The sequence below is a fragment of the Acinetobacter sp. L-24 genome (genome assembly GCF_056857555.1).
Genome location: NZ_JBSXNI010000043.1, coordinates 232,131 through 246,899, shown reverse-complemented (window position 1 = coordinate 246,899; position 14,769 = coordinate 232,131). Strand labels below are relative to the sequence as shown.

General features: G+C 45.9%; 11 protein-coding genes and 1 other RNA gene. 5 read left to right on the top strand and 7 right to left on the bottom strand.

The window, feature by feature from the left end; translation table 11 throughout:
* Window positions 1–18 precede the first annotated feature (18 nt).
* On the bottom strand, window positions 19–1,056 hold the full coding sequence (locus AC13CK_RS11440; RefSeq protein ID WP_004279279.1) for a type IV pilus twitching motility protein PilT: 1,038 nt from the start codon (window positions 1,054–1,056) through the stop codon (window positions 19–21).
* Window positions 1,057–1,179: 123 nt separating this feature from the next.
* On the opposite strand from AC13CK_RS11440, the gene AC13CK_RS11435 reads away from it, so the two are divergent.
* Window positions 1,180–1,869, top strand: a complete 690-nt coding sequence (locus tag AC13CK_RS11435) for a YggS family pyridoxal phosphate-dependent enzyme (protein ID WP_425879777.1) — start codon at window positions 1,180–1,182, stop codon at window positions 1,867–1,869.
* Between the two features lie 31 nt (window positions 1,870–1,900).
* On the opposite strand, the gene AC13CK_RS11430 is transcribed toward AC13CK_RS11435, so the two are convergent.
* The 3 genes from AC13CK_RS11430 to AC13CK_RS11420 are packed head-to-tail and all read right to left on the bottom strand — an operon-like array spanning window position 1,901 to window position 7,880.
* Window positions 1,901–3,010, bottom strand: a complete 1,110-nt coding sequence (locus AC13CK_RS11430) for an acyltransferase family protein (RefSeq protein ID WP_482831221.1) — start codon at window positions 3,008–3,010, stop codon at window positions 1,901–1,903.
* Window positions 3,011–3,012: 2 nt separating this feature from the next.
* Window positions 3,013–6,618, bottom strand: coding sequence for an AAA family ATPase (locus AC13CK_RS11425; protein ID WP_482831220.1), 3,606 nt, complete (start codon window positions 6,616–6,618; stop codon window positions 3,013–3,015).
* Between the two features lie 8 nt (window positions 6,619–6,626).
* Window positions 6,627–7,880: an exonuclease SbcCD subunit D gene (locus AC13CK_RS11420; RefSeq protein ID WP_425879582.1), complete on the bottom strand. Its 1,254-nt coding sequence runs from the start codon at window positions 7,878–7,880 to the stop codon at window positions 6,627–6,629.
* A gap of 471 nt (window positions 7,881–8,351) precedes the next feature.
* Between AC13CK_RS11420 and AC13CK_RS11415 the strand changes: the two genes are divergently transcribed.
* Window positions 8,352–8,810 carry an ABZJ_00895 family protein gene (locus tag AC13CK_RS11415; protein WP_425879779.1) on the top strand — a complete coding sequence of 153 codons (459 nt, stop codon included), beginning with the start codon at window positions 8,352–8,354 and terminating at the stop codon, window positions 8,808–8,810.
* A 156-nt stretch (window positions 8,811–8,966) separates the two neighbouring features.
* Window positions 8,967–9,872: a TIGR01777 family oxidoreductase gene (locus AC13CK_RS11410; RefSeq protein WP_425879584.1), complete on the top strand. Its 906-nt coding sequence runs from the start codon at window positions 8,967–8,969 to the stop codon at window positions 9,870–9,872.
* Here AC13CK_RS11410 and thiO read toward each other — a convergent pair.
* Together thiO and hemB are read right to left on the bottom strand one after the other, a co-directional pair.
* Complete coding sequence (thiO, locus tag AC13CK_RS11405) at window positions 9,861–10,985, bottom strand: glycine oxidase ThiO (RefSeq protein WP_425879586.1); 1,125 nt, start codon at window positions 10,983–10,985, stop codon at window positions 9,861–9,863. The two genes, AC13CK_RS11410 and thiO, sit on opposite strands and share 12 nt — an antisense overlap.
* 15 nt (window positions 10,986–11,000) lie before the next feature.
* Window positions 11,001–12,014, bottom strand: coding sequence for a porphobilinogen synthase (gene hemB / locus AC13CK_RS11400; protein WP_425879588.1), 1,014 nt, complete (start codon window positions 12,012–12,014; stop codon window positions 11,001–11,003).
* A gap of 105 nt (window positions 12,015–12,119) precedes the next feature.
* Between hemB and AC13CK_RS11395 the strand changes: the two genes are divergently transcribed.
* Window positions 12,120–12,617, top strand: a complete 498-nt coding sequence (locus tag AC13CK_RS11395) for a thioesterase family protein (RefSeq protein WP_004646146.1) — start codon at window positions 12,120–12,122, stop codon at window positions 12,615–12,617.
* A 78-nt stretch (window positions 12,618–12,695) separates the two neighbouring features.
* Here the strand turns inward: AC13CK_RS11395 and glpK are convergent, their stop codons facing one another.
* On the bottom strand, window positions 12,696–14,180 hold the full coding sequence (glpK, locus tag AC13CK_RS11390) for a glycerol kinase GlpK (protein WP_482831218.1): 1,485 nt from the start codon (window positions 14,178–14,180) through the stop codon (window positions 12,696–12,698).
* A 130-nt stretch (window positions 14,181–14,310) separates the two neighbouring features.
* Here glpK and ssrA point away from each other — a divergent pair.
* Window positions 14,311–14,669, top strand: a transfer-messenger RNA (tmRNA) gene (ssrA, locus tag AC13CK_RS11385).
* Window positions 14,670–14,769 lie beyond the last annotated feature (100 nt).

Genomic DNA, 14,769 nt, shown 5'->3' with positions numbered 1-14,769 from the left:
CAATACAATTCAATTTTTTTATAAAAATGCTTCTGGCTGTTTGGCTGCAGTACGTGCAACTTGCGGGCTGATCAAACCTTTGGACACTAGCGTTTTTAGTGTCTGATCCAGCGTGGTCATGCCATAGTTGGCACCGGTCTGAATTGCTGAGTACATTTGTGCGACTTTGTTTTCACGGATCAGGTTACGGATCGCCGGAATACCGATCATTATTTCATGCGCTGCGACACGCCCACCGCCATTTTTCTTCAGTAGAGCCTGTGAAACTACGGCTTGTAGGGATTCAGATAACATGGCGCGTACCATGTCTTTTTCTTCGGCAGGGAATACGTCGATCACACGGTCAATGGTTTTGGCCGCTGAGGTGGTATGCAGCGTACCAAATACTAAGTGACCGGTTTCTGCGGCAGTTAATGCCAGACGAATGGTTTCAAGGTCACGCATCTCACCGACCAGAATAATATCCGGGTCTTCACGCAGTGCCGAACGCAATGCTTCATTAAAGCCATGCGTATCACGATGCACTTCACGCTGGTTAATCAGACATTTCTTGGACTGATGCACAAATTCGATTGGGTCTTCAACGGTCAGAATGTGGTCATAGCGGTTGTCATTAATATAATCCAGCATCGCCGCCAAGGTGGTTGATTTACCCGAACCGGTTGGACCTGTGACCAGTACCAGACCACGTGGATATTCACAGATATCTTTAAAAATCTGTCCCATGCCCAGATCTTCAAGGGTCAGGACTTTAGAGGGAATGGTACGGAATACCGCACCGGCACCGCGGTTCTGGTTAAATGCGTTGACACGAAAACGCGCCACGCCAGGCACTTCAAAAGAAAAGTCAGTTTCCAGATTTTCTTCAAAATCACGGCGCTGTTTGTCGTTCATGATGTCATAAACGAGTTTATGCACTTCTTTGTGTTCTAATGCTGGCAGGTTGATGCGACGAACTTCCCCATCGACACGAATCATTGGCGGTAAGCCCGCAGACAAGTGTAAATCCGACGCACCATTTTTAGCAGAAAATGCCAACAATTCTGTGATATCCATAAGGTCCCCGAGTTCATTAAAATGTTAATTATTTTGATAGAATAATAAGGCTTTCCCACAGCTTAACCAACACTTAGTTCATGGGCAAGGGAAAAAAAGATGAATGAAATGAGAACCCCATCAATGAATATGTTGCAACAGTCACGAAATCAGGTCTTAATGCAAATTGAAACTGCCTGTATTCAGGCGGGCCGCGAAGCAGATGCGGTGCAACTGCTTGCCGTTTCCAAGACCCAGCCAAGTAGCGTGCTGGCTGATATGTATCAGGCCGGGCAACATGCTTTTGGTGAAAACTATTTGCAGGAAGCGCTGGAAAAAATCACGGCCCTGAAAGAGCTGGACATTGAATGGCATTTTATTGGTCATGTGCAGCGCAACAAAACCAAGGCTCTGGCAGAAAATTTTGCCTGGGTGCATGGAGTCGATCGACTGATTATTGCCGAGCGCTTATCCAATCAGCGTGGAGATGATCAGCCTGCACTGAATATCTGTATTCAGGTGAATATTGATGGTCAGGATACCAAAGATGGTTGTCGACCAGATGCGGTTGCAGATTTAGTCGTACAGATTAGCCAACTGCCAAATGTGCGTTTACGTGGTTTGATGGTGATTCCAGCACCGAATAATCCTCAAGCCTTTGCTGATGCCAAAGTTTTATTTGATGCAGTCAAAGTTCAGCATGCACATCCTGAAGATTGGGATACTTTAAGTATGGGCATGTCTGCGGATATGACCGACGCGATTGCTGCGGGTTCTACCATGGTTCGTGTTGGTACGGCCTTGTTTGGCGCACGGCCTAAAAAAGATGTATAAACTACTAATGTCAGTTTTTTGCAGCAAAGCGTTATCGCAGGGTATTGGATAACGCTTTTTTTCTGGCTGGTTCGAGCCATTTAGCCATTAACCAGGCAAAAACTATTAAGCTGCACATGCTCGCAAGCAAGGCTAAAATTGCTCCGCCCAGACCATAGTCCAAAGTTGCCGGAATACAGCCTAAAATAAATAAAAGTAAGGGGAAATGGGTGACATACAAGGTATAGGAAAAGTCTGCAGATTGAACCCAGACCGGATGATAGTGACTGCGTTGATGCTGGAGTTGTACCAGCCAGCAGCTAAAGGCCAGACCCAGACAGAAATTAAAAGGGACAAAATTCGCAGCACTGTATTGCTGGGCCTCATCAATCACCTGAAACTGGTAAGCATCAAAACAGGCAATTAGAAATGCCAAGCCGAATAGGGCTAGTTTGACCGATTGTAAGCGGTTTAAAAAACGTAGCTGGATATATCGAAATGAACAGGCAAAGGCAGTGAGCCAGACCAGAAAATAAATAAAAAACTGGATGTTCAGTACTGACAGTATAGCCAGAACCATAAAAAATCCGATTTTGGCGATTTCCGAATTTTTTAAAAAAGGTAGGAATCCGGCCAGCACATAAAACCACACTTCATAGCTCAGGCTCCAGAGTGCAGCATTGGCTAAAACCATTGGTGTTACAAAGCCATTCAAAAATAGCAGCGAACCAAAAAATTCCATCATGTCTACATTATAGTCAGTCCGGATCATCATGCCAAAACTGTGTTGAAAAGCATGAGTATGGCTGGCAAATAATAGTGGAGCGAGTAGATAGAGAACCAGGGTCAACCCCATGGCAAACAGAAAGGGTGGTAAAATTCTGCTGCAACGCTGTCGAGCATAACGGTGCAGATTGAACTGACCATGCTGATGAATGTTGTGCTGGATCGAATAGCCGATCAGATAGCCACTTAAGGCAAAGAAAATCATGACTGCAGCCTGCCCAAGCAGACGTATCCATGAATAAATGCTGGTATCGAAAGGCGCAATAAATGCCTGAAAGCAATGACTGAACAGCACCACAATGGCACTGATGCCCCGCAGGCTCTCAAGCTGTAGGCTGAAATAGGGCGAGAGCTTGTTCGGGGCAGGGTGAATCATCGTTAACCTATAATCTGAATGGTACTGGCGCCTGCACCGACAGGCTTGACCTGAATTTGTACCGGAATCCGTTCATGCATTTCCTGCACATGCGAGATTAATACAACTTTACGACCCTGACTTTGTAAATGATCCAGTGCATTCATCACCATATGTAACGAAGCAGGATCTAGCGTACCAAAACCTTCATCAATAAACAGTGATTCCAGTTTCATGGAGCCGGAGGCCATATTGGCAATCGCCAAAGCCAAAGCCAATGAAACCAGGAAGGTTTCACCCCCCGATAGGGACAGCACAGGGCGGACTTCACTATTCATGTCCAGATCAATAATCGCCAGACTCAGGCTATCCGGAATACGGTGTAACTGATAGCGGGGTGCCAACGGTTGCAACTGCTGATTTGCATATTCCACCAGAATATCCAGATGATGTTCCTGGGCAATTTTCTGGAATTTGGTACCTTCCTTATGTCCGATCAGGTCGTAAATACGACCCCAACGGTATTCTTCGGCTTTGATCTGCTCAATTTGCTGCTGATATTTGGCATAGGTGTTTTGATTATTGGCATTCATACGCAGTTTGGCATCAGTTTCATTGAGCACTTCCTGCTGCATTATTTTTTCCTGATGCAGCATGCCAAGTTTTTGTTCAATTTCCTCAAATTCATGTTCTGGCTGTAGTTTTAAATGGGCCTGATATTGTTCTTCAAGTAATTGCCAGGCTGTTCTGGCATTTTCGAGTGCCTGTTTCTGGTTGGCCAGATTCTGACGAATGCGTTGATGGTTGCTCAGATCAATACTGAGCCATTGTTCAATTTGAGCTGCCGTCACTTGAGGATGTGCTGCTTGCCATGCCTGAATATCTTGCTGATATTGAGCCAATTGCTGATCGATCTGCTGAAGTTGGCTGATAAATTCTTGCAGTTTTAAGTGGGTTTGATGCCACTGTTTTTCGGCCTGCGCCGTGCATTGACGCTTTTGTTCTAAAGTCTGCTCTAAGGTCTTGGCTTGTAGCTCTAGTGCATTGCGCCATTCTGCAGCGACACGGTAGACTTGTCCTGCATGTTCTTGGGTCAGTTCAGCCAGTTGTTGACGCAGGTCTTTGCCTTGCTGAATCAACTGCTCTACAGACTGGCTCAATTGAGCAAAATTTTGCTGTTCCAATTGTAGTTGATACTGGCTCTTTTCCAATATCTGCTGCTGTTGATGCAGGTCAGATTCCAGCTGCTTTTGTACTGCCAAGTGCTGCATGCGGTGCTCTACTTGTCGTTGCAACTGAGGTAAGCAGAGCATAGGTGGCTGCGACTGGTACTGCTCGGGCAGTATGCTTAAAACTGGGTGTATCAGCTGGTCGAGTTGCTGACGTTGCTGTAGAGCCAGTTGTAATTGGTGCAATTGCTGTTGTTGTTGACGCCATTGTTGTAATTGTTGCTGGAGCTGTTGTTCCTGCTGTTGTGATAGTTCTAGCTGCTGGACCAAACTTTGAGTGTGATTCGCCAGTAACTGGATGAATGTAGGAAGATCATTGTGCTGCTCGGTAACCACTTCCAGTTTAAGTAGTTGAGATTTACAGTCAGCAGAGGATTGTTGAATCTGGTTTTGCAGGATCTGGCAACGCTGTTGCTGTTGCTCAATTACTGTTTGTGCTTTAGACATTTCAATGCGTTGCTGCTGCTGAGATTGCAGTTGCTGATCGAGCTGCTGTTTTGCCTGCCGTAACTGTTGCTCCTGTAGCTGGTTCAGGCTCTGTTCCAGATGTTCATGGACGGCATCGACAAAAGGATGGGCTGGGCTTCCACAGACCATGCATGGCTCATCCGGTTTTAACTGGCCACGAAGATCCTGCACACTTTGCGCATGCAATAAACGTTGCTGGGCAAGTATTTGTTCCAGGTGTTCATAGGCCTGTTGTTCAGCCTGAATCTGCTGATGTAGTGCCTGTTCGGCCTCTTGCTGCATTTTTAGTTGCTGCTGTTGGCTATTTACAGCAGATTGCAGTTGTTCAAATTCTTGTGATTGTTGAACGATTTGTTGTACCTGCTGTTGCAGCAGGTCGAGCTGACGCTGTTCCGCTTGGCGTTGCTGACGCATTTCCTGAATGGTTTTGAGATGCTCTTCTAGCTGTTCCAGACTATGATGCTGTTGTATCCACTTGTTCAGATTTCCTGAAAGTACTGTAACGGTTTTTTCCAGTTCAGGTAAAGGCTGCTTCAGGCTGTCCGGATTCTGTTGCTGCAGTTGCTGATACTGACGCATAAAGTCTTGTATGCGTTGCAAGGTACTTTGCGGCTCCAGATCGAACACATTTAAAAAGCCAGATTCAGCCAATTGTTGTGCAACCTTTTCTTGCCGAGCTTGTAGCTGATTCAAAGTCTGTTGTTGCTGTCGCAGTTGTTCTTCTAAAGGCTGTAGACGAAGGGTTTGAAACTGGCTTTGCTCTGCATGCAGTTTTTTGTACCGCTCTGATACCGTATCAATTGCATGATCCAGCCTTAAACCTGCCTCCAGATGCGGTTTCAGGTTTGCCAAGTGTTGCTGAAACTGGTGCTGCTGTTGTTGTAAGGCTGTAAGTTTGGCTTCTTCTGCTACAAAGCTCTGTTTGAGCGTTTCAAATTCCAGCGTAAATTGGGTGTGCTGGTGCTGAATCTGCTCTTTTTGAGGGGCTAGACGGGTACGACTCACAAACTGATCCCGAATCGACTGGAATTCATCCAGCTGCTCCAGTAGCTGTTGCTGTCCTGCAGATTTATTTACTGCATCTTGCTGTACTTCGTAGACTTCTTTTTTGGCATGGACTTCTGCATAGAGTTTATGTCGGTCCAGATGCCATTGTTTCTCATTTTCTAGCAGTTTTTCTGATTGCTGCAAATTCTGAAGTTGCAAAGACAAAGAGCTCTGCTGCTGCTGTAAAGTGCTGATGTCTTCTTCAGACAGAATTTCAATATGCCCGATCAACTTTTCCAGATCGTTGCGCTGGTTTTTGACTTCGCTGAATTTCTCTGCGGCTTTCTGACTAACCAGACTGAAAATCTGTGAATTGGTGAGATATTCCAGCAAGTCTGCGCGTTCATTATCTTTAGCTTTAAGAAAGGCACCGACTTCCGACTGTGCGAGCAAAACTGCGCGGGTAAACTGCTCAAAACTTAAGCCCACCAGTTTTTCAATCAAGGGTGTGACTTCCGATATTTTTTGCGTCAGTGTCGTATCATCATCCAGACATTTGACGTAGCGGTCTACTTTTAGATTGCCATCGACTTTCTGGCGTGCCCGTTTAATTTCCCAGCGTGCCATATAGCGTTTGCTGTCGAGTGCAATAAATTCCAGTTCGGCAAAACCATGCACGCAGCCACGGCGCAGAATATTCTTGGAATCCTTGATGGACACATCCTGACCGCCAGTATCTTTCAGGCTGCCTGTGGCACCTTTTAGGCGGGGGATTTCATTATACAGCGCCAGGCACATGGCATCGAGCAGGGTAGATTTCCCGGCACCAGTCTTGCCGGTGATGGCAATCAGGCCGGCATGAGCCAAAGGACTCGATTCAAAATCAATATGATGGGTGCCGGTGAGGGAGGCCAGATTATTAAGACTTAGACGTAAAATTTTCATGGCCGATCCTAGGCTTGTTGTTTTTGTGCAAGTTCGTGTTGGGCTTCATTCAGTAATTCCTGAAAATCCCGTTGTACCGAATGATCCTGCTTATAGCCCATTTTTTTCCAGATATTGAAAAATAGCGATTCCGGGGTAGGGGGTGCCAGATCAATTTTAGACTGGCTTGAACTAAGGTCGACCTGTTGCTGGTAAATCCGGCTGATGCGCAGCAGTCGGTAACGGTTAGCAGGTAGGGCCTGTTCTATTTGCTGACGCAGGTCTACCGGAGGCGGCGCATCAGTGGTGTATTCCACTTCCAGAAAATGCCGTGCAGAAAGCTGCCCGATTTCTCCGGCAGGCAAGGCCTGAATTGTAGTGATTAAATTTTCCAGCTTTTCACGAATGCGGAACAGCTCGACAGTACGCGGAATGCTTAAGGCATCGTACTGAAAGCGGTTTTCCGGGTTTTGTTCGGGATCAATCCGGACTTCAACCACCTGATGCTGGTAATGGATTTCACTAAATGACAAAGGGATTGGGGAACCACTATAGCGAATATGCGGCTGACCGACTTTTTGTGGTTTATGCAAATGCCCTAGCGCGACATAATCAATCACGTCATCAAACAGCGCCGTCGACAGGGCTTCTTCATTGCCGACAATAATCGGACGCTCGGAGTCCGAGGTCTCACCACCTTGCATGTGCGCATGTGACATTAAAATCAGTGCCTGATGTGGCTGTTTGCGGGCTTTGGCTTCGGCAATCAGTTGTTGATGCAGATAACTGATCGCGTTCTGGTTATTGCTGGTATGTTCATTCAGTCCGGTAATTTCGGCACTGCGTAAATAGGGCAGGGTCAGACACCAGGCGATGATATTTTTATCCTGATCATAAATAGGAATAAGCAGACGATCTAGGTTCAAGGTATTTTCTGCCGTGCGGCCTACTATTCCCACTGCTTTGGCATTGAATTTGGCCAGCAAGGGTTCAACCTGCTCAATCCGGTAACCGGAATCATGATTGCCTGCAATCATCAGGGTCTGCATATGTGGCGCCAGATCGTGGGCATCGGCCAGAAACTGGTATAGCTGTCTTTGCGCACTGGACGCAGGATTGATCACATCAAAAATATCGCCGGCAATCAGCAGGGCATGCGGTTGCTTTACTTTGATTTGCTCAAGTAGCCAAGTCAAAAACTGCGCATGTTCAAATTCACGGTCATGGTTATGGAAAAATTGTCCCAGATGCCAATCGGAAGTGTGAAGAAAATGAACTGCCATGTAGTGAACCCCAAGATATCTGCCTTGCTACTATAGGAAAAAGCACAGGTAAAAATCTACTTGTAAAACGATATTTCAGCGAATTGTTGGTGATGCTTAAGCTGAATTTATTTTGATCAGTATGGATATTAATGGACGGTTGTATCCGGATCATCAGATATTAAAGGCTCTGCAAGCCCTCAGATGTTAAAAATAGGGATTTTAAAAAATAAAAACCGACGATTCGAGTGATGATGAAATCGTCGGTCAAATTTGTGTTACAGGAAGATTTTGGCTGCTATTCAAAATTTTCCTGTACACTAAGACTTATTGCTTTAGCTCTAAAGGTCAGCAAAAATTCGTGGATGCCAGTCCAAATTTTTGCCCCTTGTACTCTATATAACGTCACCCTCTAGTGGATGGTTGACAATAAAATGAAAAAAAATTTAATTTTTTTTATACTCACCTGTTGAAGATCACCGAGTCATGCATATGCTGCCACTAAGTCGTTATTTTACCTGGTTTTTCTTTATCTGTTTTGTTTTTACCTGTATTTGTGGTGTGGTGGCAGCCCTATTACCGATGGGTATGGGGGCAATCTTGACGATTATTCCCTATCTGGTAGCCATGATTTGGGTGCTTTTTAAATTTCTAAAACAGCAAAAACGTGCGCCGACCCAGGCAGAACGTAAAAAATTCACGCTCGGTTTTAGCCTGATTTATTGGGGCTATAATTTATTGTTTCTCTTGCTCGGTATTGTGATCGCCACCCGTTCCAATCCGAATGCCTGGCAGGACTTTCTGCTGTATCTACAGCAACCACAGTTTATGAGCATTGTGCTGATCATGTTTTTGATGATTGCGATTCCGCTGTATCTGCTGACGTACTGGTTTTATGGCAAGCAGGCCCAGCGTATGGCAGAGAAAATGTTTGGCCATTCGCCTCAGTGAGTATTGATGAATCATTGTGTGACAGCCGATCTTCATAAATTGATTGAATGATGAAAGATACAAATTCTCCACTACAAAAATATTCCTGCTTTAAAAAAGCTGAAGATGAGTGGCGTATAATTTAAACCAAGAAAATAATAAGGCGAAGAATGACTGATGTATAAACCTGTAGTGCTGGTGACGGGAGCGAGTGGTTTTATTGGCAGTCATCTCGTACGGTTTTTATTGGATCGTGATTATCGGGTGATTGGTCTGACCCGTCAGAAAAATAAACCTGAACCACATCCGGACTTTCACTGGATTAACCAGTTGGATGAATTAAAACAGCATCAGCTTGATTATGTGGTCAATCTGGCTGGCGAAAGCATTGGTCAAGGCCGCTGGACGGCAGCGCGTAAAAAGAAATTGCTGGATAGCCGTTTAGACACCACCAAACAGGTTTTTGATTATTTAGAAAAAAATCAGCTTAAACCGAAACGAATTATTTCAACATCGGCCGTTGGTTATTATGGCATTGACCCCAATGAGCGCTGGGAACAGGTCTGCACGGAGCAAAGTCCGCCACAAGATATTTTTATGTCTGAACTTTGTGCAAAGTGGGAACAGCTGGCCTTGTCCTATACTAACCAGAACACCAAGATTGTTCGCTTTGCGGTGGTGTTTGGCAAAGGTGGCGGGATTCTTCCGCAGATGCTATTGCCGATTAAATTGAATCTGTTCGGGCGGATTGGTCATGGACGTCAGCCAGTGACCTGGGTGCATCTAGACGATGTACTGCGAGCGATTGAATTCTTGATACTTGAGGATACAGCCGAGCAGATCTTTAATGTGGTCGCGCCAGAAAAAAGTAGTCAGGCCCAGTTTGCACGAACTGCGGCCCAGATTCTGAAGCGCAAACCCTTACTTCCACTACCCGCATGCAGTCTGAAAATGATGCTGGGAGAACAGTCACAACTGGTCTTAAACGGTCAGTATGTACAGTCCAAAGCCTTGCAGGAGGCTGGATTCCAGTTTCATTATCCAACTCTGAAAGAAGCACTGGATAATATCCTAAAGCACTAAACGACTGGGCTCTAATAAACGGACAGGATCATAAGGAGCTGGATCAACGATTGGCATTTTTTTAAGGATGAGTTGAGCGAGTAGTTTGCCTGATGCCGGCCCCATGCATAAACCATTCCGGAAATGTCCAAAATTGGCCCAGGCATTGTATAGCTTGGGAATTTTGCCAATATAGGGAATACCATCGGGTGAGCTGGGTCTTAATCCGGCCCATTGCTTGACCAGCGGAAAATCTGCCAGTTCCGGTACCATCTCGATACACGCCTGTAAAATATCCTGCCGGATTTCGCTAGAAGGCGAGGTGTCAAAACCGACCTGACGCATACTGGAACCACATAAAACATGTCCATCCTGACGTGGAATCAGGTACATCACCTTATGCATGCACATGGTCGGCAGCCAGTTTTCTGGCGTTTTAAACAGCAGCATCTGGCCCTGAACCGGCTGTACCGGAATTTCCAAACCAAGTTGCTGTGACCAGTGTTGCGACCATGCTCCGGTTGTGAACACATATTGATCTGCCTGAAAAACCTGGCTATGTTCATCTGAGATACTTTTTACACAGCCTTGCTGAATATTGAGCCGAGTGATTTTACAGTCTTCTTGCCAGGTGACACGAGGATGCTGCTTCAAATAGTGAATGATCGACTGTAATAACCGTGGATTACGGATATTCGCCAGTTCAGGGAAATAAATCGCCTGCTTGAATTTGCTCTGATTAATTCTTGGATTGATCTGTTGCAGTTTAGCCTGATCAAGCAATTCTGCCTGTTGCTGCGGATCCTGATGTGTTTTGGCATAACTTAAACCGATTTCAAAATCGGATTCATCAAAAATCAGCATACCTGTTTCATGAATCTGGAAATCGATGCCAGTGAAAGGTTGCAGTTTTTGATTCCAGTCCTGATACATGGGTTTGGCATGTCGAGCCAGAGCATTTACAGCAGCGGGATAACGCCAGGGATACATCGGGGAAAGGATTCCTCCTCCAGCCCAGGATGCAGCCTGTCCGGCGGCCTGTTGATCAAAAAGGGTAACAGAACATCCCTGTTCAAGCAGTTCCAGCGCCGACATCAAACCGGTGATGCCAGCGCCGACAATGGCAATATGCATTGCGCCGAAATCCTTTTACTTCATGTCTTTCAGTTTAAGCGCAGCTTCTTCAGCAAAATAGGTCCAGATACCATCTGCACCGGCACGACGACAGCTCATCAATGATTCTAAAATGACGCTATCAGATAACCAGCCATTTTGAATTGCCGCAGCCAGCATCGCGTATTCGCCACTGACCTGATAGACAAAGGTTGGTACGCCAAAAGTGTCTTTGACTTCGCGGACGATATCCAGATAAGGCATGCCCGGTTTAACAATCACCATGTCTGCACCTTCCTGAATATCCAGCGCAATTTCATGCAGGGCTTCAGCACGGTTACCAACATCCATCTGGTAATTGTATTTATTGCCGCCTTTTAAATTGCTGGCAGAACCGACTGCATCACGGAACGGACCATAGAAACTTGATGCATATTTGGCTGAATAGGCCATGATCGAAGTATAGATATGACCATTTTGCTCAAAGGCCTGACGAATCGCACCGATCCGGCCATCCATCATGTCACTTGGAGCAAACACATCTGCACCGGCTTCGGCATGGCTCAAGCCCTGTTTAATCAGGCACTCGACCGTTTCATCATTTAAGACATAACCGTTCTCATCAATAATGCCATCCTGACCATGCGTGGTATACGGGTCTAATGCGCCGTCAGTAATCAGCACCATTTCTGGCAGTTCTTTTTTCAATAAACGCAAGGTGTTTTGTACCAGACCATCTTCATGCCACGCAGCTTCTGCAGTCAGGCTTTTATCTTCTTGTGGGGTGACCGGAAATAGCGCCAGTTTATTGACACCGAGTTCCAGTAGACGTTCTGATTTTTTTAACAACAAGTCCGCTGACAGACGCTGGATATTCGGCATACTTGGAATATCTTGGGTCTGGTTTTGTCCTGGCAGGACAAATACTGGATAAATGAGATGATCTGCCGCGAGATGGGTTTCACGAACCATCGAACGTAAATGTTCATTTTTACGAATACGACGCATGCGAGTTGCAGGAAACGCGGGACGATTGAACGTATAAGTCATAAAAATCTCAGTAATCAGTATTAAACTAGGCCTCTATTGTAGCCCTAACTCAAATTTTTGGGCATAAATTAGCGGTTTTTTATTGTGGTGGATTCGGGCAAAGTGATGAGTAAGACAGAGAGAAACTGGACCGGTAATATACATCTGGGCTCGAAAGTGGATATTGATGTAGTCCTGAACCAGCTGGTACATGCTTTTAATAGCTCTCCTTTTTTTAAGCATAACGGCATGACCATGCGGGTGGTCGAGGGCCAGATTGAGGCCTATGTAGAAATGCAGGATTTCATGATTGGTAATGTGGCTTTCCAGATTCTGCATGGCGGTCTGGCTGCAACTGTACTGGATAGCGTCGGTGGTATTGTGGCCATGGGCGAACTGTATAAAAAAGCTGAACCGGAAACGATTGCAGATACCATTAAAAAAGTGTCGCGTCTGGCGACGGTCGATATGCGGGTGGATTATCTGGCGCCTGGACGTGGCAAATATTTTATTGCACGTGCAGAAACCTTACGTTTGGGGCGTAAGGGCTGCACCATGCGCATGACCATGGTCAATGATGAAGATAAGGCGATTGCAACAGCGATTGCGTCTTATGCCTATTAATGAAATCGTGAATTGAGGAAGCTAAAAAGCACTGTTTAACAGTGCTTTTTATGATGATCAAATATGAACCTAGAGGATTTAGAGATCAGATTTAGCCCGTTTCAAGGCATTTTGCCATTTGGCTAAATGCATTTCTCTTTCGTCATTTTGCATTTTGGGTTCAAAAGCACGGTCCAGCTGCCAGGACTGGGAAATTTCATTCAGGTCGGAAAATACGCCAGCTTTTAATCCGGCCATAGCGGCTGCGCCCCAGGCGGTAGCTTCCAGCATTTGCGGACGCAGTACCGGTACATTCAGAATATCGGCCTGAAATTGCATTAGCATGTCATTGCTGCTGGCACCACCATCAACCCGCAGTTCTTTAAGGGGATGTGCAATATCAGATTGCATCGCACTGAGCACATCCGATACCTGAAAGGCGATTGATTCTAATGCTGCGCGAGCGATATGCGCTTTGGTCGTACCGCGTGACATGCCACAGAGTAAGGCACGTGCTTCACTATCCCAATGCGGCGCGCCCAGTCCGGTAAATGCGGGAACCAGAACCACGCCGTCACTATGCTCGACCTGATGCGCCAGTTTTTCCACATCACTGCTTTTTTGAATAATTCCGAGGCCATCGCGTAACCATTGCACTACAGCACCAGCCATAAATACGCTGCCTTCGAGCGCATAGGTAGTTTGGTCCTGGGCTTGCCAGGCAAGAGTAGAAAGCAGCTTGTTCTGGCTAAGCTGAATATTATGTCCGGTATTGAACAGCATAAAGCAGCCAGTACCATAGGTGTTTTTAGCACTGCCCACCTCAAAACAGGACTGGCCAAAGAGGGCAGACTGCTGATCCCCCAAAATGCCGGTGATGGGAATATTGGCCCCCAGTAAGCCAGAAGCAGTGTCAGCGACATAACAATCAGAAGAAATAATTTTCGGTAAGACCGAAGCAGGGATATTAAACAGCTCGAGTAGCTCTTCATCCCACGACTGTTGCTGCAGATTCATCAACATGGTACGAGAAGCGTTACTGGCTTCAATGACGTGCTCTGCGCCTTGGGTCAGATTCCAGATCAGCCAGCTATCGATCGTACCAAATGCCACATGGCCTTGTTCAGCGAGTGCTCGTACTCCCTCGACATGCTCTAAAAACCAGACCAATTTTCCCGCACTAAAATAAGGGTCAATCCGTAAGCCTGTTTTTTGCTGAATTTTGGACATCAGGCCTTGTTCAATCAGCCGGTTACACCAATCAGACGTACGACGGTCCTGCCAGACGATTGCCGGGGCGAGCGGTTTGCCGTTTCGACGATCCCAGACTACAGTGGTTTCACGCTGGTTAGTCAGGCCAAGGGCTCTAATATCTTTTGCCAGAATACCTGCAGTCGCTAAAGCTTGCTGTACCACCGCAATCTGTGAGCTCCAGATTTCCTGTGCATCCTGTTCCACCCAGCCTGAATGTGGGGTGTGGATATGCGTTTCACGTTGAGCCGTTGCCTGAACTTGTCCATGTTCATTAAAAATAATGGCCCGACTTGACGTAGTTCCCTGATCTAGTGCCAGTAAATAGCTCATAATTTTTCTGTTATTTGGCTTGAAAAGTAAAATATTAGCGCAATAATGTAATTAAGCGCATCAAGTTGTGTAAATGTTCAGAAAATACATCGTAATTTTTGACATTTATGCTATGATTGCCTTGTACTTTGGGGGTGTTTCTGGCTTCGACGCTGGTGATGAAACTCATAGATGCATGCCGAGAGCGCATTTTCTCTCGTAAATCAAATTTGCATTTTTTAGTCGCAAACGACGAATCATACGCTCTAGCTGCCTAAGGGCAGCTTGTCCGCCTCTCCGAATACTTGTGGTTAGAGAGTCCGACTGAAGCGCACGCACACAAGTCCGTATAAAGCCAAGCCTCGGGGCTTTGTACTAAATTAAGAGGATCGCGATTTGTACCCTGTTCGTCGGGTCACAAAGAGTTAAAACAATAGACGATATCTAAGCATGTAGTATTCTCGAGCGTAGTGCTGGCGGACGCGGGTTCAACTCCCGCCACCTCCACCAAAATTCTTTCCGAAGTAATCCATCGGAATCTAAAAAAGCCTTTAAACTCAATGTTTAAAGGCTTTTTTTCATGCCTGTTTGTCCGATATTGTCTGATCCT